Genomic DNA, 23,540 nt, shown 5'->3' on the forward strand with positions numbered 1-23,540 from the left:
GGGAGTGCTGTGAAGGTCCGGTTGCACTACCACGAGGCGGGGGCGGACAACGCCGAGACCCTGGTCATGCTGCACGGCGGCGGGCCCGGCGCGTCGGCGATGAGCAACTTCCGCGCGAACGTCCCGGTGTTCGCGAAGTCGTTCCGCGTGCTCGCCGTCGACCTGCCCGGCTACGGCCAGTCCGACAAGCCCGCCGAGCACGACCAGTACTTCACCTTCGCCGCCAGGGCGGTGAACGACCTGCTCGACGAGCTCGGGGTCGAGCAGGCGCACATCCTCGGCAACTCGCTCGGCGGCGGCACCGCCGTGCGGTTCGCGCTGGACTACGGCAAACGCGCGGGCCGGCTCGTGCTGATGGGGCCGGGCGGGTTGTCGTTGAACGTCTTCTCGCCCGACCCGACCGAGGGCGTGCGCAAGCTCAGCGCGTTCGCCAGGACACCCACGCGGGAGAAGATCGAGGAGTTCCTCCGGATCATGGTCTTCGACCAGTCGCTGATCACCGAGGAGCTGATCGACGAACGGTTCGAGGCCGCGTCGAAGCCGGAGTCGTTGCGCGCCATGGCCGCCCTGGGCAGGTCGTTCTCCGGCGCCGACTTCGAGCAGGGCATGCTCTGGCGCGAGGCGTACAAGCTGCGCCAGCGCGTGTTGCTCGTGTGGGGCCGGGAGGACCGGGTCAATCCCCTGGACGGCGCGCTGATCGCCACCAAACTGATCCCGCGCGCCCAGCTGCACGTGTTCGGCGGCTGCGGGCACTGGGCGCAGCTGGAGAAGTTCGACGAGTTCAACAGGCTGGCGCTCGACTTCCTCGGGGAGGCGTGATGGGCATCCGATCGCTGGGCTACCTCAGGATCGAGGCCACCGACATGGCCCGGTGGCGCGAGTTCGGGCTGAAGGTCCTCGGCATGGTCGAGGGCAAGGGTTCCACCGAAGGTGCTCTGTACCTGCGGATGGACGACTTCCCGGCGCGGCTCGTGATCGTGCCGGGGGACACCGACCGCCTGCAGGCCTCCGGCTGGGAGGCCGCGACCGAGGCCGAGCTGGAGGAGGTGGCCAAGCGGCTGGCGTCCGCGGGTGTCACCTACGTCGAGGGCACCGCCGAGGAGCTGGCCGAGCGGCGGGTGACCGGGCTGATCAAGTTCGACGACCCGTCCGGCAACACCCTGGAGGTGTTCCACGGCGCGGCTTTGGAACACCGGCGGGTCGTGTCGCCGTACGGGCACAGGTTCGTGACGGAGGAGCAGGGGCTCGGGCACGTCGTGCTGTCCACTTCGGACGACGAGGCCGCGCTGCACTTCTACCGCGACGTGCTGGGCTTCCGGCTGCGCGACTCGATGCGCCTGCCCCCGCAGATGCTCGGCAGGCCGGCCGACGGACCGCCCGCGTGGCTGCGGTTCTTCGGCTGCAACCCCCGCCACCACAGCCTGGCGTTCCTGCCGATGCCGACGCCGAGCGGGATCGTGCACCTGATGGTCGAGGTGGAGAACACCGACGACGTGGGCCTCACGCTGGACCGCGCGCTGCGCCGGAAGGTGCCGATGTCCGCGACGCTCGGCAGGCACGTCAACGACCTGATGCTGTCGTTCTACATGAAGACGCCCGGCGGGTTCGACGTGGAGTTCGGCTGCGAGGGCCGGCAGGTGGACGACGAGGACTGGATCGCACGGGAGAGCACGGCGGTGAGCCTGTGGGGACACGACTTCAGCGTGGGCTTCAAGAAGTAGGGGATCGCTACCGTTCCGTTCTCGGTCACTTCTGCACAGGCGTGACCGTGGTGACGGGCATGTCGCCGGACGGCCCGGTCGGGTTCGCCTGCCAGGCGTTCGCGGCACTGTCACTGGACCCGCCGCTGGTGCTGTTCTGTCCACAACGGACCTCGCGCAGCTGGGCCGCGATGGCGGGCGCCGGCGCGTTCTGCGTGAACGTGCTGGCCGACGACCAGCGCGAGGTGTCGACGGTGTTCGGGAAGGCCGGTGCCGACAAGTTCGCGGGTGTGTCGTGGACGCCGTCGGCCACCGGTGCCCCGGTGCTCGACGGCGCCCTCACGTGGGTGGACTGCCAGGTCTCGGTGGTGCACGACGCCGGCGACCACCACGTGGTGATCGGCTCGGTCGTGGAGCTCGGACCGGTGCGCGACGCGCAGCCGCTGCTGTTCTACCGCGGCCGCTACGCCGTGCACGCCGAACTGGACCCGCGCGGCTGGTCCGGTGAGGTGCTGGACAACCTGATGACCTGGCAGCGGCAGTCAGAGTGGAGCTGACGCCGTGACCCGCCAGACCCCGCCGGGGATCCGCATCTCCCCGTCGTGCGCGAACCCGTCGAACGCACCCCGGACGGACTCGACCAGCCCGGCGCGCTCGGACTCGGGTGCCGCGGCGAGCGCGCGGGCGACCGGTCCCATGTTGCTCAGGTACGGGATCAGCAGGTCCTCCGGCATGCGGCAGACCCGGTCCACCGCCTCGACCCCGACCTCCGTCCAGCCGGCCGTCTCGAGCATCCGGCGGGTCTTGCCGGCGTCCGCGAGGGAGAACGGCCCCGGCCCGTCCGGGTCCGGTGCGGGCGCGCCGGGTGCCAACGAGGCGGCGACCTGGGACGCGGTCGTCATGAACGGGTTGTCGTCGGCCGTCCGCCAGGTGACGAAGCACAGGTCACCGCCCGGAATGGTGGTGCGCAACAGATTGTGGAAGGCGGCGGCCGGGTCGTCGAAGAACATCACCCCGAACCGCGACACGACCAGGTCGAAGGGCTCGTCGAACGTGTGCACCTGTGCGTCGGCGCGGACGAACTCGGCTCCGCCGTGCTCCCGTGCCGCGGCCAGCATCGACTCCGAGATGTCGACGCCGACGCAGTCGGCGCCCGTCGCCTCGGCGAGCGCCCTGGTCGTGCCGCCGGTGCCGCACCCGACGTCGAGAACCCTGCGGCGCGGCCCGGTCAGCGCCGTCTCGACGAGCAGGTCCTGGTATGGCCGCAGGATCAGGCCGACGATGTCCTGGACCCGCGCCCACCCGTGGCCCGCGGTGTCCCACCAGGCCGCCTGCTCGGTGTTGACCTCTGATGTCATGCTCCTACCGTCCTACTTCAAGTCGGCTTGAGGTCAAGTGTCGTGGACGAGATCGGGATCGGCGAGGTGGTGCGCCGTTCGGGCGTGCCCGCCTCCACGTTGCGCTACTACGAGGAACGCGGCCTGATCGCACCCGTGCGGCGGCAGGGTCTGGCGCGCGTGTACGACCCGGCCGTGTTGCAGCAGCTGGCGCTGGTGGCCGTCTGCCGCACCGCCGGGTTCTCGCTGGACGAGATCACGCTGATGTTCGACCCGGACGGCCGCCCGCGCCTCGACCGCGCGATGCTCGCGGCCAAGGCCGACGAGCTGGACGCGACGATCGGCAAGCTCGTGCTGATGCGCGACGATCTGCGGCACGCGGCGGCATGCCCGGCACCGTCGCACATGGAGTGCCCCACGTTTCGTCGCATTCTTGGCGCTTAGGGGGAGTGAGCGTTTTCCTCGTGGGGAGCTGTGGGGTCGGCTTCGGCGTTTCGTTGTGGGTTGCGTTTTGCGTTGCGGGTTCCTGTTTCAAGAGCGGGGCTCTGCCCCGGACCCCGCCAATTGATCAAAGACCCCTCCGCGCCCTCGGCGGGTTGATGGCACGCCTGTTTGTGCTGGGCGGCTTGCTGTTGCGTAGGTGGTGCGGTTCGGGTGGGGTGGGTCCCGTCACGAGCCGCAGCAGAGCGAGCCACGACCAGGCAGGGGTGTCAACTCGACGAAAAGCGTGTCGAGTTGACACCCCTGCCTGGTCGCAGCGAGAGCTGGGCACGGCTCGTGACGGGACCCACCCCACCGGAACCTTCTGTTTCAAGCCAAAGCCACAAGCCAAGGCAGCTCGGCTTCGCCGTCGCCTTGCTCGCCTTCGGCATCGCGCCGAATCTGCGTGCTGCACCGTTGCTGGGGTGTCTCGGCTGAGGTGAGCTCGCCCATGGACTTCGTGTCGGCGGCCATCCTGTCCAGCCGGCCCTTCCACGCGGCCAGGCGTTCGAGCGACGCGTCCGGGTCGAGCAGGGGTTCGTCCACGAGATCGGAGTCCAGGCAGGAAAGCGGTTTCCTAAGAGAGCGAACGACCGAGTCGCTCCAGGTGGACCTGCGGGCTGCCGAACAACTGGCGGCTTCCGTGCGCCCGCTTGAAGTAGAGATGCGCGTCGTGCTCCCAAGTGATCGCGATCCCGCCGTGCAGCTGGATCATCTCCGCCGCCACCGTGAAGAACGCCTCGGAGCAGTACACCTTCGCGACCGACGCGGACACCTCGTCCGTGACGGCACCGGCGGCGGACCTGGCGGTCTCGACGAGCACGTGCAGGTCGGCCATCCGGTGTTTCAACGCCTGGAACGAGCCGATCGGCTTGCCGAACTGGACCCTGGTCTTCGTGTACTCGACGGTCAGCTCGAGGGCCCGTGCGGCGGCGCCGACCTGTTCGGCGGCCAGGAAGGCGATGGCGGTGTCCCTGCCCGACCACGGGCCGAGGTGGGTCTTCGCGGCGTTGGCGAGGTGGACGGTGGCCAGCCGGCGGGTCGCGTCCATCGTGGGTGTGTGTTCGCGGGTGATGCCGGACAGGTCGATCTCGTGGAGGCCGGTGTCGTCCGCGAGGAGGAGGATCTCGGCGAGGTCGCCGTCCACGACGTAGCGCGCCGGGTCGCCGATCTCGCCGCCGTCCCAGGACCAGATGAGCGCGGCCACCGTCCCCTCGGCGATGCGGGGCAGCAGCCGTGCGCACGCCTCGTCGTTCTCAGTGTCCAGCAGGGCTTGTGCGGCCAACGCCGACGACAGCAACGGCGCGGGCGTGAGGGTGCGGCCGAGTTCCGCGAGCGCGACCCGTGCTTCCGCCTGGGTGGCGCCCGACCCGCCGAACCGCTCGGGCACCGGCACCACCCCGATCTCGCACAGCCGCGCCCACACGTCCTTGTCGTACCCGTGCGGGGTCTCGATGGCCGCGCGCACGTCGGAGTGCCGGTCGAGCAGGCTGCGGACGGCGTCCCTGAGTGCGAGCAGTTCCGGTGTCACAACGCCTCCAACACGCGCGCGCGGTGCATCGACGGACTGCCCCACGCGGTGCGCAGGGCACGGGCTTGCAGCAGGAACCGGCCCAGTTCGTGCTCGGCGGTGTACCCGATGGCACCGTGGACCTGCAGTGCGGTGCGGGCGGCGGCCCAGGCGGCGTCGGAAGCCGCGACCTTGGCGGCTGAGACATCCCTGGCGGTCAGCGTGACCGCGGCGCCGTAGATCAGCGGGCGCGCCATCTCCAGGCCGATCAGGACGTTCGCCAGGTGGTGCTTGACCGCCTGGAACTGGCCGACGGGCTTGCCGAACTGGGTGCGCGCCCCGGCGTGCGCGGTGGTCATCTCCAGCATCGCCCTGCCCAGGCCGAGGAGCTGGGCGGAGCAGGTGAGAACGCCCAGGTCGAAGGCGCGTTCGGCGGGGACGCCGGTGGCGACGACCTGGCCGGCGGTGAGCTCGACCAGGCGCCGGGCGGGGTCCACTGAGGACAGTTCGGCGGTGGGGGAGGCCTCGTGGAGGGTGTCGCCGTCGACGAGGAAGTAGTGGTCCGCCTCGACCGCGTGCGGCACCACCGGGGGGAACGCGACGGAACCCGGTCCGGCTCCCAGCGCGGGCAGCACCGCCAGCGACTCGATCAGCGGTCCTTCCACCGCGTGGTGCCCCAGCTCCTCGAACACCACGACCAGGTCGACCGGGTCGGTCACCTCGTCGACCCCGAGCGCGGCGAGGTCGCGCTTCCCGGCTCCCAGGTACTCGTGCAGCACCCCGCCGAAGTCCGTCTGCTCGGCGGACAGCGTGAACATCATCGCGGCAGCCCCAGGAGTCGTTCGGCGATCACGTTGCGCTGGATCTCGTTGGTGCCGGCGTAGATCGGTCCGGACAGCGAGAACAGGAACCCGTCCCGCCAGCCGCCGCAGACCTCGCCGAGCAGGTCGAGCGCCGTCTCGTGGATCGACACGTCCAGCTCCGACCAGAACACCTTGGTGACGCTGGCCGCCGGTCCCGACAACGGCGCGGCCAGCGCCCCGAACGTGTGCAGCCGGTAGGCCTGAGCCCCGATCCACGCGTCCACCACCCGGTCGCGCAGTGCCGGGTCCGGGTTCTTCCGGTACAGCTCGACCAGACGTGCCGCGGCGGCGACGAACCGGCCAGGGCTGCGCAACGTGAGCCCGCGCTCGTTGCCCGCGGTGCTCATCGCCACGCGCCAGCCGTCGCCCGGCGCGCCGACCACGTCCTCGTCCGGCACGAACACGTCGTCCAGGAAGATCTCGGCGAACCCCGGCTCACCGTCGAGCTGGTCGATCGGGCGCACCGTCACGCCGTCCGCCCTCAGGTCGAACAGCAGGTACGTCAGACCGCGGTGCCGTTCGCCCTCACCCGTGCGGAACAGGCCGAACGCCCGGTCCGCGAACGCCGCCCGCGAGCTCCAGGTCTTCTGGCCCCGCAGCACCCAGCCGCCGTCGCACCGGGTCGCGGTGCTGCGCAACGACGCGAGGTCCGACCCGGCCTCCGGTTCCGACCAGGCCTGCGCCCACACCACGTCGCCGCGCGCCATCGACGGCAGGATGCGGTCGCACTGCTCGGGAGTGCCGTGCGCGAACAGGGTCGGTGCGAGCAGGAAGATGCCGTTCTGCGAGACGCGGGCAGGCGCCCCCGCCGCGTGGTACTCCTCCTCGAACACCAGCCACTGCAACAGCGAGGCGTCCCGGCCGCCGAACGCTTCGGGCCACGACACCACCGACAGCCGCTCCGAGGCGAGCGACCGTTCCCACTCCCGGTGCTCCTCGAACCCGTCAGCGGTGTCCAAAGAGGACAACGGACGGACGTGTGCCGCCAGCCACGACCTGACCTCGGCCTGGAACGAGAGAGTCGCCTCGTCGAGTGAGAGGTCCATCAGCTGGAGGCCTTCTTCATCGCACGGGCGTCCATGCCCGCCAACGCGTCCGTGCTGACCTCGGCGTTGTGCGCGTGCGCGAAGTGGTGCAGCCCGAAGACGGAGTCCATCCCCGCCCGCATCCCCATGAGGTCCTCGGACTGGTTGACCGCCTTCTTCGCCAGTGCCAGCCCGAACCGCGGCATGGCGGAGATCCGCGTGGCCAGCTCGAAGGTCGACGACTCCAGCGAGTCACGCGGCACGACCCGCGACACCATGCCCCACTCGTAGGCGCGCTGGGCCGAGAACCGGTCGCCCGTGAAGAGCACCTCCTTCGCCGCACGAGGACCGAGCATCCACGGGTGCGCGAAGTACTCGACACCCGGAATCCCCATGCGCACCACGGGATCGGCGAAGAACGCGTCCTCGGCGGCCACGATCAGGTCGCACACCCACGCCAGCATCAACCCGCCCGCGACACAGGCACCCTGCACCATCGCGATCGTCGGCTTCGGGATCTCCCGCCACCGCCGGCACATGCCGAGGTAGACCTCCATCTCGCGGGCAAACCGCAGGTCACCGCCCTCGCGGCCGACGTGGTCCCACCACAGCACGGCCTTGCGCTCGAACGACGTGCCGACGTCCCGGCCGGGCGAACCGATGTCGTGGCCCGCGGAGAAGTGGTCACCCGCGCCGGCCAGCACGATCACCTTGACCTCGTCGTCGTCGACCGCGCGGGTGAAGGCCTCGTCCAACGCGTAGGTCATCGCCGAGTTCTGCGCGTTGCGGTACTCGGGGCGGTTCATGGTCACGACGGCGACCGCGTCCCGCCGCTCATACGAGACAGTCACGCGTTCTCCTTGCGCAGTTGGGTTTTGAGGACCTTGCCCATGGCGTTGCGGGGGAGCGCGGGGTGGAACTCGACCGCGCGCGGCACCTTGTAGTTCGCGAGGCGCTCCCGGCAGAACGCGATCACCTCGTCGGAGGTCAGCGAGGAACCCGGCGACGTCACGACGTGCGCCACGCCGACCTCGCCGAGCCGTGCGTCGGCCATCCCGACCACGGCCGACTCGGCCACCCCCGCCAGCCGGGCCAGCGCCTGCTCGACCTCGGCCGGGTAGACGTTGAACCCGCCGCAGATGTACATGTCCTTGAGCCGGTCGGTGATCGACAGGTAGCCGTCCTCGGAGATCCGCCCGACGTCACCGGTGTGCAGCCAGCCGTCCGCGTCCACGGCCGCCGCGGTGGCCTCGGGGTCGTCGAGGTAGCCGAGCATGACGTTCGGGCCGCGCAGCAGCACCTCGTCCCGCTCGCCCAGCCGCAGCTCGAAGTCCGCCATCGGCACCCCGCACGTGTGCGCGATGGTCGACGGCGGGTCCGACGGCCTGCACATCGTGGCCACCACGGCCTCGGTCAGCCCGTAGGCGGTGAGCACCGTGGAGACGAGCTCCGCCTGCATCCGCTCGATCAACGCCACCGGCACCACCGCCGCGCCGGTCACCGCGATCCGCAGGCTCGACAGGTCGAAGGACGAGCGGTCCGGGTGGTCCAGCATCGCCTGGTAGATCGTCGGCGGGCCGGGCAGCACGGTGATCCGCTCCCGTTCGACCAACCGCATGGTCTCCACGACGTCGAACACCGGCTGCGGCACGATCGTCGCGCCCGACAGCAGGCACGCCAGGATTCCCGCCTTGTAGCCGAAGGTGTGGAAGAAGGGGTTGACGATCAGGTAGCGGTCGGCGGAGGTCAGTTCCGCGCACGACGCCCAGGCCCCGGCCACCCCGAGCGACTGCCGGTGCGCGCTCATCGCGCCCTTGCTGCGGCCGGTAGTGCCGGACGTGTACATCACGTCGCAGAGCTGATCTGGTGTGACGACCGGCAGTTCGGCGTCCGCGGCGACCCACTCGACCGGTAGTCGCACACTGGTCGGCAGATCCGGCGACAACGCTTCCAGCTCCGCGAGCCGGTCCCGGCCGAGGAACGACCCCTCCACGAGCAGCACACGCGCGTTGCTGCGCTGCACGATGTCGAGAGTTTCCGTGGCGGTGTACCGGGTGTTGATCGGCACCAGCACCCCGCCCGCGTCCAGCACCCCGAGCGCCGCGACCACCCAGTGCGCGGAGTTGGGCGCGCACAACGCCACCCGCTCGCCCGGCCGCACACCCATCCCCGCGAGAGCGCGTGCGGCCGTGCGGACGGACGCGCGCAGGTCGCCGTAAGTGAGCCGGATGTCCCCGTCCACCACCGCTTCCGCGTCGATGTACGAAGCAGCAGCGTGGTCGAGCACGGCTGAAACCGTTTGCCTGCTTGGATCTCCGGCCACAACAGCCTCCACGGACCCCTCCAAAGCAAGTGCTTGGTAGGTTACAGTATGGCCCATGGAGTCCTTCCGGCGCGAGGTGCGGGAATGGTTGTCCGCCAACCTCGTCGGTGAGTTCGCTGAGCTGCGCGGCCTGGGGGGACCCGGCCGCGAGCACGAGGCGTTCGAGGGACGGTTGCGGTGGCACCGGCACCTGGCGGCGAGCGGGTGGACGTGCCTCGGCTGGCCCGGCGAGCGCAGCGTCGAGGAGCAGGTGGTCTTCCACGAGGAGTACGCCGAGGCGCGGGCACCGGCGAAGGTCGACATCGTGGGGGAGGGGCTGCTGGGGCCGACGCTCATCGCGTTCGGCACGCCCGCCCAGAAAGAGCGCTTCCTGCCGAGGATCCGCAGCCTCGACGAGCTGTGGTGCCAGGGCTACTCGGAGCCGAACGCGGGCTCGGACCTCGCCTCCGTCCAGACGAAGGCCGCGCTCGACGGCGACAGGTGGGTGATCAACGGCCAGAAGATCTGGACGTCGAACGCGCACTACTCCGACTGGATCTTCGTGCTCTGCCGCACGGAACCGGGTTCCCAGCGCCACCACGGCCTGTCGTACCTGCTGGTGCCGATGGACCAGCCGGGCATCGAGGTCCGGCCGATCCGCCAGCTCACCGGCACGTCAGAGTTCAACGAGGTCTTCTTCGACGGCGCCGTCACGGCGAGCGAGAACGTCGTCGGCAAGCCCGGTGAGGGCTGGAAGATCGCCATGGCCACCCTCGGCTTCGAACGCGGCACCGCGATGCTGGGCCACCAGGTGAGCTTCCGCAGGCAGCTCGACGCGATCATGGCCGCCGCGCCGCCGGACGACAGGCTCACCAGGGCGTGGCTCGAACTGCACGTCATGCGCTCGCACACGCTGCGCACCCTGAACGACGAACCGGGCCCGGAGGCGTCCGTGCTGAAGCTGTTCTGGGCGGGCTGGCACCGCAGGCTCGGCGAGCTCGCGATGGACTCGCTCGGCCCGGAGTCGATGATCGACGACAACGAGTGGCAGCGGATGTTCCTGTTCAGCCGCGCGGAGACGATCTACGGCGGCTCCGACGAGGTGCAGCGCGAGATCATCGCCCACCGGGTCCTGGGGCTGCCACGATGACCGGCCACGACCTGCTCGCGGGCAAGGTCGTCGTCGTGACGGCCGCGGCGGGCACCGGCATCGGGTCCGCGACCGCCAAGCGGTGCCTCGAAGAGGGTGCGACGGTGGTCATCAGCGACTGGCACGAGCGCCGCCTCAAGGAGACCCACGAAGCCCTCGGCACCGACCACGCGATCCCGTGCGACGTCACGAACGAGCAGCAGGTGCAACGGCTCGTGGACGAGACGGTCGAACGCCACGGCCGCATCGACGTGATGGTCAACAACGCCGGCCTCGGTGGCGAGAAGCCGATCACCGACATGAGCGACGACGAGTGGTCGCGCGTGCTGGACGTGACGTTGAACGGCACGTTCCGCTGCACGAGGGCCGTGCTGCGCCGAATGGTCGCCCAGCGAAGCGGTGTCGTCATCAACAACTCGAGTGTGATCGGCTGGCGGGCGCAGCGGGGTCAAGCCCATTACGCCGCAGCGAAAGCGGGCGTCATGGCGCTGACCAGGTGCGCCGCGATGGACGTCGCCGAGCACGGCATCCGGGTGAACGCGGTCGCCCCGAGCTTGGCCGCGCACCCGTTCTTGGCCAAGGTCACCAGTGAGGAGTTGCTGACGGAGCTGGCGTCCCGGGAGGCTTTCGGGCGCGCCGCCGAGCCCTGGGAGGTCGCGAATGTGATCGTGTTCCTCGCCAGTGACTACTCGTCCTACCTGACGGGCGAGGTCGTCTCGGTGAGCAGTCAGCACCCATGAGGAAGGTACGACCGGTGAGCAGCAGAAGGCGGGAACTGCTCGCGTTGGCGGCGAGGATGTTCGCCGAACGCGGGTACGGGCAGACGACGGTGCGCGACATCGCGGACGCGGCGGGCATCCTGTCCGGCAGCCTCTACCACCACTTCGACTCGAAGGAGTCGATGGTGGACGAGATCCTGCGGACGTTCCTGGACGAGCTGTTCGCGCGCTACCGGGAGATCGTGGACGCGGGACTCGAACCCCAGCAGACGCTGAAGGCGCTGGTCGTGGCGTCGTTCGAGGCGATCGACACCCGCCACGCCGAGGTGGCGATCTACCAGAACGAGTCGCGGCAGCTGATGGGGCTGGAGCGGTTCTCCTACATCGAGGACCGCAACGTGGAGTTCCGCAAGCTCTGGTCGGTGCTGCTGGAGGACGGCATGAGCGCGGGCGTGTTCCGCGCCGACCTCGACGTGGACCTGGCCTACCGGTTCATCCGCGACACGGTGTGGGTGGCCGTGCGGTGGTACCGGCCGGACGGCGGCCTGCCGGCGGAGACGGTCGCCGACCAGTACCTCGCGATCCTGCTCGACGGCATCGCCACGGGTCGCCGCAAGAAGTCGACGGGGACGAAGACGTAAAGGGAGGGCCCTCGTGGCCGAGGCGTACATCATCGAGGCTGTGCGAACTCCGGCGGGCAGGCGTGGCGGCGAGCTGAGCCGCGTGCACCCCGCGGATCTCGGCGCGCACGTGATCACGGCGCTGCTCAACCGGGTCGAGGTCGACCCGACGGACGTGGACGACGTGATCTTCGGCTGCGTGGACACCGTCGGCCCGCAGGCCGGCGACATCGCCAGGACCTCGTGGCTGGCCGCGGGCTTCCCTGAGCAGGTGCCGGGCGTGACGGTCGACCGCCAGTGCGGGTCGAGCCAGCAGGCGCTGCACTTCGCGGCGCAGGCGGTGATGAGCGGCACGGCGGACGTGATCGTCGCCGGGGGCGTGCAGAACATGTCGCAGGTGCCGATCGGCTCGGCCATGACGGCAGGACCGGCCGGCGGCCCGTTCGAGGGCTGCGAGGGCTGGCGGCACCGCTACGGCGACGAGGAGGTCTCGCAGTTCCGCGCGGCCGACCTGATCGCCGTGCGCTGGGACCTGTCGCGCCGCGAGATGGAGGAGTTCGCGCTGCAGAGCCACCTCCGCGCGATCACCGCGATCAAGGAGGGCCGCTTCGACCGCGAGATCGCGCCCGTCAACGGCGTCGCGGCCGACGAGTGCCCGCGCCCGGACACCAGCGCCGAGAAGATGGCGAAGCTGCCGCCGTTGCGACCGGGTGGACGCACGACCGCCGCGCTGTCGTCGCAGATCTCCGACGGCGCCTCGGCGGTGCTGGTGGTGTCGGAGCAGGCCGTGCGCGAGCACAAGCTGACGCCGCGGGCCCGCGTGCACCACATGTCGGCCCGCGGGTCCGACCCGATCTACATGCTCACCGCGCCGATCCGCGCCACCCGGTACGCGCTGGACCGCGCCGGGATGTCCCTTTCGGACATCGACCTGTTCGAGATCAACGAGGCGTTCGCGTCCGTGGCACTGGCGTGGGCGAAGGAGCTCAAGATCGACCTGGGCAGGGTCAACGTCAACGGGGGAGCGCTCGCTCTCGGCCACCCGATCGGCGCGACCGGCACGAAGCTGTTCACGACGCTGCTGCACGAGCTGGAGCGGACGGGTGGCCGGTACGGGTTGCAGACGATGTGCGAGGGCGGCGGTCAGGCGAACGTGACGATCATCGAACGTCTCTGAGCCGGTCGAGGGCCTTCTCGGCGTCGGCGACGATCGTGGTGATCAGCTCCGCGCACGTCGGCAGGTCGTCGAGGAGCCCGGCGACCTGACCCGACGCGAGCACGCCCGCGTCCGTCCTGCCCTCGACGAGACCGGCCTTGAGCAGCATCGGCGTGTTGGCGGCCATGATCACCTGCGACCAGGTGAGGTCCTTGCCGTGTCTCATGGCCAGGCCCTCGCGGATCATGGCGGGCCAGGACAGCCCGGTGTGCCTGCGGAACCGGGACGCGTTGGCGACCGCCCTGGCGAGGCTGCTGATCCGGCCTGCCTTCTCGAGGTGGTCGACCAGGTCGGAGCGCAGCACTCGGTGCGGCAGGCCGTCGACGCGGGCGGTCACGACGGTGCCGTTGAGGTCTCGTTGCAGGTAGGCCTGCTTGACCGCGTCCGGGACCGTGCTCTCCTGGGTGAGCAGGAACCTCGTGCCCATCGCGATGCCGGCCGCGCCGTACGCGAGCGCGGCGGCGAGCCCGCGTCCGTCGAAGAAGCCACCGGCGGCGATCACCGGGATGTCCACGGCGTCCAGCACGCTCGGGAGCAGCAACGTCGTCGCCACGCCACCGGTGTGGCCGCCGCCTTCGCCACCCTGGACGATCACGGCGTGGGCGCCCCACTTCGCGACCTTCTCGGCGTGCCGGGCCGCGCCGATCGACGGGATCACGACGACCCCTGCGTCGGTCAGCTTCGCGATCATGTCCGGTTTCGGGGCCAGCGCGAAGGACGCGACCTTCACCTGTTCGCGGATGAGCAGGTCGATCCGTTCCGGCGCGTCGTGGGCGTCGGCGCGGAGGTTCACGCCGAACGGCGCCGTGGTGCGCGAGCGGGTCTCCTTGATGGCGGCCTCGAGCTCGGGGTAGGTCATCGTGGCCGACGCGAGGATGCCGAGCCCGCCCGCCTCGGCCGTCGCGGACACCAGCCGCGGCCCGGCGACCCAGCCCATGCCGGTCTGCACGACCGGGTGCTCGACGCCCACGAGGTCGGTCAGCGCGGTCCTCACTGCGGAACTTCCCTGTCCCGCTTGCCGTCCGGGTCGAGTCTCGTCCTGATCAGCTCCAGCTCCTCGTCGGTCGGGAGCCGGGTCTCGGTGACGTTCTCGGCGACGAGCGGGAACGACGTCTGCTTCTGGACCTCGTCGACCGAGACCCCGGGGTGCACGGACACGATGCGCATCGAGTGGTCCGGGGTGGCGAAGTCGAGGACGGCGAGGTTCGTGACGACGCGGTGGACGTCGTGGAACGGCCCGACGGCCTTGTCGTAGCCGACGCCGGAGACGACGTCGACCGCCTCGACGAGCACGCGCGGGCTGTGCCGCGGCACCCAGTAGCTGGTGCGGTGGTTGATCGTGTTGCCCGGCGCACCGCGGAAGCCCAGGAGCTGCCGGGTCGGCCTGGCGTGGTCGCCGATCGCGGAGATGTTCTGGTTGCCGAACCTGTCCACCTGGTTCGCGCCCATCACGACGTGCCGGCGGCCGTGCGCGACGACGTCGAACACCTTCCGGTACGGCAGCCAGCCCTCCACAGTGGACTCCGGGGTGAGCAGGAACGCCTCGCCGTCGCTCAGCAGCAGGTCGGGCTCGGTGGTGAGCCGGGCGAGCTTCGCGCCGAGTGACGGGATGAGGCCCATCGGGCTGGCGAGCGTCTCCCCGGCGCCGGCGAACAGGTCGGCGCAGGCGGCGACGCACACCTCGGCCCTCGTGATGTCGCTCATCCGAGCAGCCTCTCGTAGAAGTCCGGCCACTTCTCCAGGTCGGCGGCCGCCGTCGCGTACTCCCGTTGGAGGGCCTCGTCGCGGCCGTAGTCGGGCACGCAGCTGGTGAACCCGGCGCCACCCGGTGCCTCCACCACGCCGTCGACCATCATGCGGTTGAGCAGCAGGGTCTGCGGTGGTCCCTCGAACGTCTCGACGATCCGCTCGCAGGACACGTACCGCCGGTCCGCCGCCAGGCAGAACAGGTCGTCGAAATACGGGTCGGGCCCGAGGTACTGGGCGTTGCCGTGCCTGTCCGCGCGGTTGAGGTGAACCAGCGCGATGTCGAGCTTGAGCGCGGGCATCGCGACGAGCTCCTCGCCGTCGTCATAGGGGGAGCGGACGGTCTTGATCTCGGGCGCGTACGTCAGCACGTCCGACCCGAGTCCCGCCCTGATCGGCAGGAACGGCAACCGGTGCGCCGCCGTGCGCAGGCCGGTCTGGAACATGCCCTCGTCCAGCTCCAGCACCTCGATCGCGCCGGTCTCGCGGGCCCGTTTGAACCACGGGTCGTACGGGATCGAGTCGAGCGACACGAACCCGTAGACGAGCTTGCGGACCTTGCCCGCCGCGCACAGCAGCCCGACGTCCGGGCCGCCGTACGTCACGATGGTGAGGTCTTTGACCGATGTCTTGAGAAGCGCCTTGACCAGGGCCATCGGCTTGCGCCGCGAGCCCCAGCCGCCGATGCCGACGGTCATGCCGTCCTTGATCTGGCCGACGACCTCGTCAGCCGTCATTCGCTTGTCGCGCATGGTGTCCGTCCAGGAAGGCCTGCCGGGCGTGGTCCGACACACCGGTGAGGTTCAGCTCGAAGGTGAAGCCCTGCTCGAAGCGGTAGCTCTGGTGCACGCGCTGCGGATCGATGCCGTTGATCGCCTCCTTGGCCGCGCGGATCACCCTGGGGTCCTTCTTGGCGATCTCCCTGGCGATCTCTCGTGCCGCGTCGTCGAGTCGTTCGCGTGGCACCACCTCGACAACGCTGCCGTGGTGGTGCAGCGTCTGCGCCCTGACGTGGCGGGCTGTGTAGTAGAGCGTCCTCATGAGGTGCTGTGGCACGAGTCTGGCCAGGTGCGTCGCGGCCCCGAGCGCCCCGCGGTCGACCTCGGGCAACCCGAACGTGGCGTCGTCGGACGCGACGATGACGTCCGCGTTGCCGACCAGCCCGACCCCGCCGCCGAGGCAGAACCCGTTGACCGCCACGACCACCGGCACCTCGCAGTCGTACACGGCCGCGAAAGCCTTGGCGCACCCCCGGTTCGCGGCGATCAGCGCCTCGTACCCCTGCGACCGCTGGATCTCCTTGAGGTCGACCCCCGCGCAGAACCCGCGGTTCTCGGCCCGCAGGACCACCACCCGTGCCTCGGGGACCTCGCCCGCCTCCGTGACCGCCCTGGCCAGGTCGAACCAGCCCTGCGACGGGATGGCGTTGACCGGGGGGTAGTCGATCGTGACCTCGACGATGCCGTTTTCGGTGTGGCTGCTGGAGATTCCCATCGCGCCGCCTTCCGAACCAAGCGATTGCTTGGTAATTTAGCAGTGCCGGAGCGACCGGGGTAGGTGCTGGTGGAACTGGACCTCGACGGAGCAGTGGTCCTGGTGACGGGCGGCGTGCGCGGTGTCGGACTCGGCATCACCCGCGCGTTCCTCGCCGCAGGGGCCGTAGTGGTGACGTGCGCGCGGCGTCCTGTTTCCGTCCCGGACGCGACGTTCGTGCAGTGCGACGTCCGTGACGCGGAACAGGTGTCCTCGCTGGTCACCGGGATCGTGGAGCGCTTCGGGCGGTTGGACGTCGTGGTGAACAACGCCGGTGGCGCGCCTTTCGCGCTGGCCTCCGGCGCTTCGCCGCGTTTCCACTCGAAGATCGTGGAGCTGAACCTGCTGGCTCCGCTGCTGGTGTCGCAGGCGGCGAACGCCGTCATGCAGACTCAGTCGTCGGGTGGCGCGATCGTGAACGTCAGCAGCGTCTCCGGCCGCCGGCCGTCACCCGGCACCGCTGCCTACGGCGCCGCGAAAGCCGGCCTCGACAACCTGACGTCGTCGCTGGCCGTGGAGTGGGCGCCTCTGGTGCGGGTGAACGGGCTGGCGGTGGGCATGGTGCGCACCGAGCAGTCACACCTGCACTACGGCTCCGAGGCCGGAATCGAGGCTGTGGCCCGCACCGTGCCGTTGGGTCGCCTCGCGTCGCCGGACGAGGTCGGTGCGTGTGCTGTGTTCTTGGCTTCGCCGCTGGCTTCTTACGTCAGCGGCGCGACGTTGGTCGTTCATGGCGGGGGAGAGGTGCCCGCGTTCTTGGCCGCTTCCGATGGGGGTTCTTCATGAGCCGGATCGTGATCGTGACGGGTGCCGGGCGGGGGATCGGGCGTGCCCATGCGCTGGCGTTCGGTGCTTCCGGGGCCCGTGTGGTGGTGAACGACGTGTCGGCGGATGCTGCTCGGGAGGTGGCTTCGTTGATCGGGTCTCGGGCGGTCGTCAACACGGACGATGTCGGGACTTGGGCGGGGGCTGAACGGGTGGTCTCGGCGGCGGTGTCCGCGTTCGGCGGGCTCGACGTGCTCGTCAACAACGCCGGCATCGTGCGGGACCGGATGGTCGTGAGTTGTAGCGAGGATGAGTGGGATGACGTGGTGCGCGTCCACCTCAAGGGACATTTCGCGTTGCTGCACCATGCTGCTGTCCATTGGCGTGGGGTGGTCAAGGCCGGTGGGGTTGTTTCCGGGCGGGTGATCAACACTTCGTCCGGGGCCGGGTTGTTCGGGAGTGTGGGGCAGGCTTCCTACTCGGCTGCGAAGGCCGGGATTGCTTCGTTGACCCTCGTTGCGGCTGCGGAGCTGTCTCGGTACGGGGTCACGGTCAATGCGATCGCGCCGTCTGCTCGGACTCGGATGACTGAGGTTGCGTTCGCTTCTGTGATGGCGGCGCCTGTGGACGGGTTTGATGCCATGGCGCCGGAGAACGTTTCGCCGTTGGTTGTTTGGTTGGGTAGTGAAGAGGCTGGGGACGTCAGCGGGCGGATGTTCGAGGTTGATGGTGGGCGGGTTTGTGTGGTGCACGGGTGGCAGCGCGGGCCTGTCGTCGACAAGGGGGCGCGGTGGTTGCCGGAGGAGTTGGGGCCGGTTGTTCGGAAGCTTGTTGCTGAGGATCATCCGGTGCCTGTTTATGGGGCTTAGGGGTTCCAGCGTGGTTGCCTTTGATGGTTCCGTGCCTGTTCCAGCGTGGGCGTGCACCTCGGACGAAGATCTGGGTTCATCGCCGCTGCGCGACGATTGCGATTGAGGCTTGACTTCGGGGCCCTTGCGAGGCGCTGGTTCGGCCGGAAAAGGCCGGATGCTTCGCAACCGGCCGATCCACTAGGGGTAGCACCTCGCACCCAAAGTCAAGCCCCAATCGCAAAACCACGAGTGGGTGCACCGCTACCCATCTGGGCAAGGCCTGCACGGCTCGCCTTCGGCATCGCTTGATCTTCGTGGCGCGTAGCTTGATCGTGTGACTCGTCTGGCCAAACACTCTGCTGTCTCGGCCGTGTTGTCGTGTTTGGACGACTGCGAGCTCGGGGGACTTGTGGAGTCCGCCGAGCCGATGGGGGCCGGGATCGGCGGGCCGACGGCGTTGTTGCACGTCGATGGAGTTCCGGTGTTCGTGAAACGGCTGCCGGTGACCGAGCTGGAGCTTCGGCCGGAGAACGTCGGGTCCACGGCGAACCTGTTCGGGTTGCCCATGCACGCGCACTATGGCGTCGGGCTGGTTGGTGCGGCGGGGTTTGGCGCCTGGCGTGAGCTGGCTGTGCACTCGATGACCACGGACTGGGTGACGGCTGGGGAGCACGCCGGCTTTCCGCTGATGTACCACTGGCGCGTTCTGCCGCATCCTGGGCAGACGCTTCCTGTTGAGCTTGACGAGGCGATTGGCTACTGGGGGCCGGAGGTGCGGCCTCGGATCGAGGCCTTGCGGAACTCGTCGGCGAGCATCGCGCTGTTCCTCGAGTACTTCCCGCAGAACCTGCACGACTGGTTGAACGGCGTGGCCGACCTCGGCAATGCGTGCGAGATGGTCGAGAGGGAACTGCGGGCCGGGGTGGAGTTCATGAACTCGCGTGGGCTCCTGCACTTCGACGGTCACTTCCAGAACGTCCTGACCGACGGAGAACGTCTCTACTTCGCTGACTACGGCCTTGCGATCTCCTCTCGGTTCGAGATGTCGGAGGAGGAGATCGCGTTCTTCGTCGAGAACCAGGACTACGACCGCTACTACACCTCGACGCACCTCGTGATGTGGTTCGCCCACGCACTGCGGCATGAAGGGGTGCCGTCACGGGTCGCCGAGGTGCTGGACCGCCACAACGGTGTCGCGGCGGTGATGAAAGACTTCTACCGCCGGTTCCAGCACGAGAGCAGGCGAACGCCCTACCCGGCGGACGACCTCAGATCCGTTCGATGATCGTGCCCGTTCCCAAGGCGCCGCCCGCGCACATCGTGATCAGCGCGGTCGTGGCGTCCCGGCGCTCCAGCTCGTGCAGCGCGGTCGTGATCAACCGCGTGCCCGTGCTGCCCACCGGGTGGCCGATCGCGATCGCCCCACCGTTGACGTTGACCCGGTCCCAGTTCGGGCGGTGCACCGCCGCCCACGACAGGACCACGGAGGCAAAAGCCTCGTTGACCTCGAAGAGATCGATGTCGCTCATCTTCATGCCGCTGCGCGCCAGCAGGCGTGCGGTGGCGTCCACCGGGCCGTCCAGGTGGTAGTACGGGTCCGAGCCGACCAGGCATTGGGTGACGATGCGGGCCCTGGGGCGGAGGCCGTGGGCTCGCGCGAAGTCCTCGTCGACCACCATGACCGCCGAGGCGCCGTCCGAGATCTGGGACGAGGTGCCGGCGGTGTGGACGCCGTCCGGGACCACGGGCTTGAGGGCGGCCAGGGCTTCCAGTGAGGTTTCGCGCAGGCCCTGGTCGGTGTCCACGAGGTCCTCGCCGACCTTGACGGGGACGACCTCGGCGGTGAAGCGGCCTGCTGCCCAGGCCGCTCGGGCTCGGTTCTGGGACTGGACGCCGAAGCGGTCCACCTCCTCGCGGCCGATGCCTCGGCGGGCGGCTACTCGTTCGGCCGCGACGAACTGGTTCGGGAGGTCGATCGTCCACGAGTCCGGGCGGGGGAGGCCGGTGTCGCCCACGTTGCTGCGGAGGGGGACTCGGCTCATGGCCTCCACACCGCACGCGACGCCGCAGGAGATCGCGCCTGCGGCGATCAGGCCCGCGATGAGGTGCGTGGACTGCTGGGCTGAGCCGCACTGGGCGTCGACCGTGGTGCAGCCGGTGGTCTGGGGCAGGCCCGCGTGGAGCCAGGAGGTCCTGGTGATGTTGTTCGACTGCTCGCCGGCCTGGGTGACCGTGCCGCCGATGGCTTGTTCGACGGTGGACGGATCCACGCCCGTCCGGTCCAGCAGGCCCCGTTGGGCCGCGCCCAGGAGCTCGGCGGCGTGCAGGCCGGACAACCAGCCGTTGCGCTTGCCGATGGGCGTGCGCACCGCTCCCACGATCACCGGACTGCCCACGCGAGCCTCCTCGGCATCAAAACTAGAACACGTTCCTGTACTTCACCAGATTGGCTGCATGGGGGCTTCAGCACAAGGCGCAAGCGTGTTTGAATCGGATAGAACGCGTTCCACCTAGGAGGTTCCTGTGGACAAGCCGCGCATCCCGGAAGGCTTCGACTTCACCGACCCCGACATGTACGCGAGTCGGCTGCCGCACGAGGAGTTCGCCGAGCTGCGCAAGACGGCGCCGATCTGGTGGAACTCCAAACCGCTGGGACAGGGCGGCTTCCCCGACGAGGGCTACTGGGTCGTGACCAGGCATCATGACGTCAAGGAGGTCTCGCGCAACAGCGAGCTCTTCTCGAGTCGCGAGAACACGGCGATCATCCGCTTCAAGGACGACATGCCGCGCGACAACATCGAGATGCAGCGCCTGCTGCTGCTCAACATGGACCCGCCGACCCACACGAAGCAGCGCGGCATCGTCTCCCGCGGCTTCACCCCGCGTGCGGTCAACGCCCTGCGCGAGGCCCTCACGGCCCGTGCTGAGCTGATCGTGGCCGAGGCGCTCGCCAAGGGCAGCGGCGACTTCGTGTCCGACGTCGCGTGCGAGCTGCCCCTGCAGGCCATCGCCGAGCTGATCGGCATTCCGCAGGAGGACCGCCGCAAGATCTTCGACTGGTCCAACCAGATGATCGCCTACGACGACCCCGAGTTCGAGATCGAACCGCTCGCGGCCGCCACCGAGCTCCTCGGCTACTCGTGGACCATGGCGGAGGACCGCCGCAAGTGCCCGCGGCACGACATCGTCACCAAGCTCGTCCAGGCCGATGTGGACGGTGCGGGTCTCGCGTCGGAGGAGTTCGGCTTCTTCGTGCTGCTGCTGGCAGTTGCCGGCAACGAGACCACCCGCAACGCCATCACGCACGGCATGAAGGCCTTCTTCGACCACCCCGACCAGTGGGAGCGCTTCAAGGCCGAACGACCGGCGACGACGGCGGACGAGATCGTCCGCTGGGCCACCCCGGTCGTCTCGTTCCAGCGCACCGCCATGGCGGACACCGTGCTCAGCGGCGTCGAGATCAAGCAGGGCCAGCGGGTCGGCATGTTCTACTCGTCGGCCAACTTCGACGAGGAGGTCTTCACCGATCCGGAGACCTTCGACATCACCCGCGACCCCAACCCGCACCTGGGCTTCGGCGGCAGCGGCGCCCACTTCTGCATCGGCGCGAACCTGGCCAGGCTGGAGATCGACCTGATCTTCAACGCGATCGCCGACGCCATGCCGGACATCAGGCAGGTGGCCGAGCCGAGGCGCCTGCGCTCGGGCTGGCTCAACGGCATCAAGGAGTTCCGCGTTCAGTACGCCTGACGCACATGCGCCCGGACGTAGTGCATGGCGGCGTCCAACGACGTCTTCAACGGCATTACGTCCCGGCGCGTCTGCGTGAGCAGGATCCCGCCCTGCAACGCCGCCAGCAGCACCACGGCCAACGCGTCGGGATCGGCGTCCGCCACCAGCTCGCCACGCCCGTGCATCGCCCGCAACCCGGTGCGCAACGGCCCTTCCCAGCGCACGAACGCCTCGGCCAACTCGTGCCGAAGATCGTCGTCCGTCTCAGCCAGCTCCGCCGCCAGCGACCCGAGCTCACACCCCCCGACGAACTGCCGCTCGACCTGCGTGGCGATCGCGTTGTCACACCACCGCTGAAGCTTGGCGACACCGTCCAGACCACGGCTGTCCCCGTCGGGCGCCGACTCAGCCCGATGAACAATAACGGCCCTGACCAGCCCGTTCTTGTTCTGGAAGTAGTGGTAGACCTGCGAGACGCTGACACCAGCCGCCGCACACACGTCCTCGATGCTCGTGCCCGCCACGCTGTCGGCCGCGAACAACTCCGCGGCCACAGCAACGATCCGCGCCCGCGTCTCCCGCCCCCGCCGCGTAGGCGCCGTCTCCCGTGCGATCGCCATCCAGTCCTCCCGTCCAGAGGTGAAGCCTACGCAGACTGGAATTGACATTCCATTTTTGCCTGAGGATCGTCGTTGCCGGGCGTGCACACCCGTTCCAATCTCTGCTCGCAACGAGGAGTTCCAGGTGGCAAGCACTGAATCCGGGGCGCTGCACGCGTTGCTGGCGTCGATGACCCAGCGCGCGATCGACAGCCCCGACCGAGACCTGACGACCACGCGCAGCGTCATGGACGAGCTCTCCGCACTGACCGCGGAGCCCACCGACGTCCTCTACGAGGAGGTCACCGCAGGCGGCCGCCCAGCGCTCTGGGCCAGGCCCCTGAACGCCGACCCCGCCAGGGTCATCCTGTACCTCCACGGCGGCGCCTTCATGGGGAACTCGATGCACTCCCACCGCAAACTGGCCGCCCACCTGGCCAAAGCCGCCAGGTCGACCGCACTGGTCCTCGACTTCCGCCTGGCGCCGGAACACCAGTTCCCAGCCCAGCTGGACGACGCCGCAGCCGCCTACCGCTGGCTCCTGGCCCAGGGCTTCACCCCGCAGTCCATCGCCACCGCCGGCGACTCGGGAGGCGGCGGCCTGGCCACGACCACAGCACTCCGCCTCCGCGACGAGAACCTGCCACTACCAGCAGCGATCGTGGCCCTCTCCCCGTGGTACGACACGACGGCCGGCGGCGACACCCTCGACACCAACGCAGAACACGACCCGTTCCTCAGCCGCCCACTGATGAAGCAGCTGTCCGCCATCTACCTGGGCGGGGCGTCACCCGACGCTCCTCTGGCGAACGCACTGACGGCAGACCTGACAGGCCTGCCCCCGATCTACATCACCGCAGGCAGCCGGGAGGGCCTGCTGGACGACGCACAACGCTTCACCAACCGCGCAACAGCAGCAGGCGTAGACGTCACCCTGGAGGTGGCAGACGACATGCTGCACGTGTACCCGCTGATGGCAGGCCGAGCCCCGGAGGCGGATGAGACGATCGGGCGCGTGGGCACCTGGCTAACGAAGCACTTGGCGCCCCAGGCGGGGTAACCCACACGCCAATGGCGAAGCCGAGGCCCCAAGCGATGCCGAAGGCGAGCAGTGACAACCCCCGCACTCCCACAACCGCGATGCCGAAGGCGAGCCGTGCAGACCTTGCCTCGATGGGTAGCGGTGCACCCACTCGTGGTTTGGCGATTGGGGCTTGACTTTGGGTGTGAGGTGCTACCCCTTTCGGGATCGGCCGGTTGCGAAGCATCCGGCCTTTTCCGGCCGAACCAGCGCCTCGCAAGGGCCCCGAAGTCAAGCCCCAATCGCGGATCGTCGCGGAGCGGCGATGTACACCCTCGCTTCGTCCGAGGTGCACGCCCACGCTGGAACAG

The 23,540-nt window shown here is 69.3% G+C and carries 26 protein-coding genes; 13 read left to right on the plus strand and 13 right to left on the minus strand.

The window, feature by feature from the left end; genetic code table 11:
* Positions 1-9: 9 nt before the first annotated feature.
* Genes hsaD through hsaB form a run of 3 tightly spaced genes read left to right on the plus strand, consistent with a single transcriptional unit; the run spans position 10 to position 2,257 of the window.
* Positions 10-819: a 4,5:9,10-diseco-3-hydroxy-5,9,17-trioxoandrosta-1(10),2-diene-4-oate hydrolase gene (gene hsaD / locus ACFWV3_RS01110; protein WP_382406834.1), complete on the plus strand. Its 810-nt coding sequence runs from the start codon at positions 10-12 to the stop codon at positions 817-819.
* Complete coding sequence (hsaC, locus tag ACFWV3_RS01115) at positions 819-1,721, plus strand: iron-dependent extradiol dioxygenase HsaC (protein WP_382406836.1); 903 nt, start codon at positions 819-821, stop codon at positions 1,719-1,721. Before hsaD ends, hsaC begins: the two co-directional genes overlap by 1 nt.
* The gene (gene hsaB / locus ACFWV3_RS01120) at positions 1,685-2,257 is read left to right on the plus strand and encodes a 3-hydroxy-9,10-secoandrosta-1,3,5(10)-triene-9,17-dione monooxygenase reductase subunit (RefSeq protein WP_382406839.1); all 573 of its coding nucleotides are present in this window, start codon (positions 1,685-1,687) and stop codon (positions 2,255-2,257) included. The genes hsaC and hsaB overlap by 37 nt, the downstream gene beginning before the upstream one ends.
* Here hsaB and ACFWV3_RS01125 read toward each other — a convergent pair.
* Positions 2,243-3,058, minus strand: a complete 816-nt coding sequence (locus ACFWV3_RS01125) for a class I SAM-dependent methyltransferase (RefSeq protein WP_382406841.1) — start codon at positions 3,056-3,058, stop codon at positions 2,243-2,245. The genes hsaB and ACFWV3_RS01125 overlap by 15 nt on opposite strands.
* A 42-nt stretch (positions 3,059-3,100) precedes the next feature.
* Here ACFWV3_RS01125 and ACFWV3_RS01130 point away from each other — a divergent pair, with 42 nt between their 5' ends.
* Positions 3,101-3,481 (plus strand): helix-turn-helix domain-containing protein, encoded by a 381-nt coding sequence (locus ACFWV3_RS01130; RefSeq protein WP_382406843.1) that lies wholly within the window; start codon positions 3,101-3,103, stop codon positions 3,479-3,481.
* 366 nt (positions 3,482-3,847) lie between these two features.
* On the opposite strand, the gene ACFWV3_RS01135 is transcribed toward ACFWV3_RS01130, so the two are convergent.
* From ACFWV3_RS01135 to ACFWV3_RS01160, 6 genes are read right to left on the minus strand one after another with little or no spacing between them, the layout of a single operon-like run.
* The gene (locus tag ACFWV3_RS01135) at positions 3,848-4,063 is read right to left on the minus strand and encodes a hypothetical protein (RefSeq protein WP_382406845.1); all 216 of its coding nucleotides are present in this window, start codon (positions 4,061-4,063) and stop codon (positions 3,848-3,850) included.
* Between the two features lie 31 nt (positions 4,064-4,094).
* Complete coding sequence (locus tag ACFWV3_RS01140) at positions 4,095-5,048, minus strand: acyl-CoA dehydrogenase family protein (RefSeq protein WP_382406847.1); 954 nt, start codon at positions 5,046-5,048, stop codon at positions 4,095-4,097.
* The gene (locus tag ACFWV3_RS01145) at positions 5,045-5,848 is read right to left on the minus strand and encodes an acyl-CoA dehydrogenase family protein (protein ID WP_382406849.1); all 804 of its coding nucleotides are present in this window, start codon (positions 5,846-5,848) and stop codon (positions 5,045-5,047) included. The genes ACFWV3_RS01140 and ACFWV3_RS01145 overlap by 4 nt, the downstream gene beginning before the upstream one ends.
* Entirely contained in the window at positions 5,845-6,936 is a 1,092-nt protein-coding gene (locus tag ACFWV3_RS01150; RefSeq protein WP_382406852.1) for an acyl-CoA dehydrogenase family protein, read from the minus strand. The genes ACFWV3_RS01145 and ACFWV3_RS01150 overlap by 4 nt, the downstream gene beginning before the upstream one ends.
* The gene (locus ACFWV3_RS01155) at positions 6,936-7,766 is read right to left on the minus strand and encodes an enoyl-CoA hydratase (RefSeq protein ID WP_382406855.1); all 831 of its coding nucleotides are present in this window, start codon (positions 7,764-7,766) and stop codon (positions 6,936-6,938) included. The genes ACFWV3_RS01150 and ACFWV3_RS01155 overlap by 1 nt, the downstream gene beginning before the upstream one ends.
* Positions 7,763-9,238, minus strand: a complete 1,476-nt coding sequence (locus tag ACFWV3_RS01160) for a FadD3 family acyl-CoA ligase (RefSeq protein ID WP_382408122.1) — start codon at positions 9,236-9,238, stop codon at positions 7,763-7,765. The genes ACFWV3_RS01155 and ACFWV3_RS01160 overlap by 4 nt, the downstream gene beginning before the upstream one ends.
* Positions 9,239-9,293: 55 nt before the next feature.
* On the opposite strand from ACFWV3_RS01160, the gene ACFWV3_RS01165 reads away from it, so the two are divergent.
* From ACFWV3_RS01165 to ACFWV3_RS01180, 4 genes are read left to right on the plus strand one after another with little or no spacing between them, the layout of a single operon-like run.
* Positions 9,294-10,367 (plus strand): acyl-CoA dehydrogenase family protein, encoded by a 1,074-nt coding sequence (locus ACFWV3_RS01165; RefSeq protein ID WP_382406857.1) that lies wholly within the window; start codon positions 9,294-9,296, stop codon positions 10,365-10,367.
* Positions 10,364-11,107, plus strand: a complete 744-nt coding sequence (locus tag ACFWV3_RS01170; protein ID WP_382406859.1) for an SDR family oxidoreductase — start codon at positions 10,364-10,366, stop codon at positions 11,105-11,107. Before ACFWV3_RS01165 ends, ACFWV3_RS01170 begins: the two co-directional genes overlap by 4 nt.
* Positions 11,104-11,727 carry a TetR/AcrR family transcriptional regulator gene (locus tag ACFWV3_RS01175; RefSeq protein ID WP_382406861.1) on the plus strand — a complete coding sequence of 208 codons (624 nt, stop codon included), beginning with the start codon at positions 11,104-11,106 and terminating at the stop codon, positions 11,725-11,727. The genes ACFWV3_RS01170 and ACFWV3_RS01175 overlap by 4 nt, the downstream gene beginning before the upstream one ends.
* 13 nt (positions 11,728-11,740) lie before the next feature.
* Positions 11,741-12,883 carry an acetyl-CoA C-acetyltransferase gene (locus ACFWV3_RS01180; protein WP_382406863.1) on the plus strand — a complete coding sequence of 381 codons (1,143 nt, stop codon included), beginning with the start codon at positions 11,741-11,743 and terminating at the stop codon, positions 12,881-12,883.
* Here the strand turns inward: ACFWV3_RS01180 and ACFWV3_RS01185 are convergent.
* Genes ACFWV3_RS01185 through ACFWV3_RS01200 form a run of 4 tightly spaced genes read right to left on the minus strand, consistent with a single transcriptional unit; the run spans position 12,867 to position 16,162 of the window.
* Entirely contained in the window at positions 12,867-13,916 is a 1,050-nt protein-coding gene (locus ACFWV3_RS01185; RefSeq protein ID WP_382406866.1) for an NAD(P)H-dependent flavin oxidoreductase, read from the minus strand. The genes ACFWV3_RS01180 and ACFWV3_RS01185 overlap by 17 nt on opposite strands.
* Positions 13,913-14,626, minus strand: coding sequence for a CoA-transferase subunit beta (locus tag ACFWV3_RS01190; protein ID WP_382406868.1), 714 nt, complete (start codon positions 14,624-14,626; stop codon positions 13,913-13,915). Before ACFWV3_RS01190 ends, ACFWV3_RS01185 begins: the two co-directional genes overlap by 4 nt.
* A complete protein-coding gene (locus ACFWV3_RS01195; protein ID WP_382406870.1) occupies positions 14,623-15,420 on the minus strand; it encodes a CoA transferase subunit A in 798 nt (265 codons plus the stop codon). The genes ACFWV3_RS01190 and ACFWV3_RS01195 overlap by 4 nt, the downstream gene beginning before the upstream one ends.
* Complete coding sequence (locus ACFWV3_RS01200; RefSeq protein WP_382406872.1) at positions 15,395-16,162, minus strand: enoyl-CoA hydratase family protein; 768 nt, start codon at positions 16,160-16,162, stop codon at positions 15,395-15,397. Before ACFWV3_RS01200 ends, ACFWV3_RS01195 begins: the two co-directional genes overlap by 26 nt.
* 63 nt (positions 16,163-16,225) lie before the next feature.
* On the opposite strand from ACFWV3_RS01200, the gene ACFWV3_RS01205 reads away from it, so the two are divergent.
* The 3 genes from ACFWV3_RS01205 (at position 16,226) to ACFWV3_RS01215 (ending at position 19,102) form a co-directional block, all read left to right on the plus strand.
* Positions 16,226-16,987 (plus strand): SDR family oxidoreductase, encoded by a 762-nt coding sequence (locus ACFWV3_RS01205; RefSeq protein WP_382406874.1) that lies wholly within the window; start codon positions 16,226-16,228, stop codon positions 16,985-16,987.
* Complete coding sequence (locus tag ACFWV3_RS01210; RefSeq protein WP_382406876.1) at positions 16,984-17,835, plus strand: SDR family oxidoreductase; 852 nt, start codon at positions 16,984-16,986, stop codon at positions 17,833-17,835. Before ACFWV3_RS01205 ends, ACFWV3_RS01210 begins: the two co-directional genes overlap by 4 nt.
* A gap of 352 nt (positions 17,836-18,187) precedes the next feature.
* Entirely contained in the window at positions 18,188-19,102 is a 915-nt protein-coding gene (locus ACFWV3_RS01215) for a hypothetical protein (RefSeq protein WP_382406878.1), read from the plus strand.
* On the opposite strand, the gene ACFWV3_RS01220 is transcribed toward ACFWV3_RS01215, so the two are convergent.
* The gene (locus ACFWV3_RS01220; protein WP_382406880.1) at positions 19,086-20,213 is read right to left on the minus strand and encodes a steroid 3-ketoacyl-CoA thiolase; all 1,128 of its coding nucleotides are present in this window, start codon (positions 20,211-20,213) and stop codon (positions 19,086-19,088) included. The two genes, ACFWV3_RS01215 and ACFWV3_RS01220, sit on opposite strands and share 17 nt — an antisense overlap.
* A gap of 127 nt (positions 20,214-20,340) precedes the next feature.
* On the opposite strand from ACFWV3_RS01220, the gene ACFWV3_RS01225 reads away from it, so the two are divergent.
* Entirely contained in the window at positions 20,341-21,567 is a 1,227-nt protein-coding gene (locus ACFWV3_RS01225; RefSeq protein WP_382406882.1) for a cytochrome P450, read from the plus strand.
* Here the strand turns inward: ACFWV3_RS01225 and ACFWV3_RS01230 are convergent.
* Entirely contained in the window at positions 21,555-22,169 is a 615-nt protein-coding gene (locus tag ACFWV3_RS01230) for a TetR/AcrR family transcriptional regulator (protein WP_382406884.1), read from the minus strand. The genes ACFWV3_RS01225 and ACFWV3_RS01230 overlap by 13 nt on opposite strands.
* A 124-nt stretch (positions 22,170-22,293) precedes the next feature.
* Here ACFWV3_RS01230 and ACFWV3_RS01235 point away from each other — a divergent pair, with 124 nt between their 5' ends.
* Positions 22,294-23,208, plus strand: a complete 915-nt coding sequence (locus ACFWV3_RS01235) for an alpha/beta hydrolase (RefSeq protein WP_382406886.1) — start codon at positions 22,294-22,296, stop codon at positions 23,206-23,208.
* Positions 23,209-23,540: the final 332 nt, after the last annotated feature.

Source organism: Lentzea sp. NPDC059081 (genome assembly GCF_042738015.1).
In the GTDB taxonomy this organism is placed as follows: Bacteria; Actinomycetota; Actinomycetes; order Mycobacteriales; family Pseudonocardiaceae; genus Lentzea.

What these genes read in the sequence shown, in the direction of transcription:
- ACFWV3_RS01210 (WP_382406876.1), top strand. Translation starts at nt 16,984, where the DNA reads ATGAGCCGGATCGTGATCGTGACGGGTGCCGGGCGGGGGATCGGGCGT.
- ACFWV3_RS01190 (WP_382406868.1), bottom strand. Translation starts at nt 14,626, where the DNA reads ATGAGCGACATCACGAGGGCCGAGGTGTGCGTCGCCGCCTGCGCCGAC.
- ACFWV3_RS01200 (WP_382406872.1), bottom strand. Translation starts at nt 16,162, where the DNA reads ATGGGAATCTCCAGCAGCCACACCGAAAACGGCATCGTCGAGGTCACG.
- ACFWV3_RS01145 (WP_382406849.1), bottom strand. Translation starts at nt 5,848, where the DNA reads ATGATGTTCACGCTGTCCGCCGAGCAGACGGACTTCGGCGGGGTGCTG.
- ACFWV3_RS01195 (WP_382406870.1), bottom strand. Translation starts at nt 15,420, where the DNA reads ATGCGCGACAAGCGAATGACGGCTGACGAGGTCGTCGGCCAGATCAAG.
- ACFWV3_RS01230 (WP_382406884.1), bottom strand. Translation starts at nt 22,169, where the DNA reads ATGGCGATCGCACGGGAGACGGCGCCTACGCGGCGGGGGCGGGAGACG.
- ACFWV3_RS01150 (WP_382406852.1), bottom strand. Translation starts at nt 6,936, where the DNA reads ATGGACCTCTCACTCGACGAGGCGACTCTCTCGTTCCAGGCCGAGGTC.
- ACFWV3_RS01125 (WP_382406841.1), bottom strand. Translation starts at nt 3,058, where the DNA reads ATGACATCAGAGGTCAACACCGAGCAGGCGGCCTGGTGGGACACCGCG.
- hsaC (WP_382406836.1), top strand. Translation starts at nt 819, where the DNA reads ATGGGCATCCGATCGCTGGGCTACCTCAGGATCGAGGCCACCGACATG.
- ACFWV3_RS01170 (WP_382406859.1), top strand. Translation starts at nt 10,364, where the DNA reads ATGACCGGCCACGACCTGCTCGCGGGCAAGGTCGTCGTCGTGACGGCC.
- ACFWV3_RS01165 (WP_382406857.1), top strand. Translation starts at nt 9,294, where the DNA reads ATGGAGTCCTTCCGGCGCGAGGTGCGGGAATGGTTGTCCGCCAACCTC.
- ACFWV3_RS01175 (WP_382406861.1), top strand. Translation starts at nt 11,104, where the DNA reads ATGAGGAAGGTACGACCGGTGAGCAGCAGAAGGCGGGAACTGCTCGCG.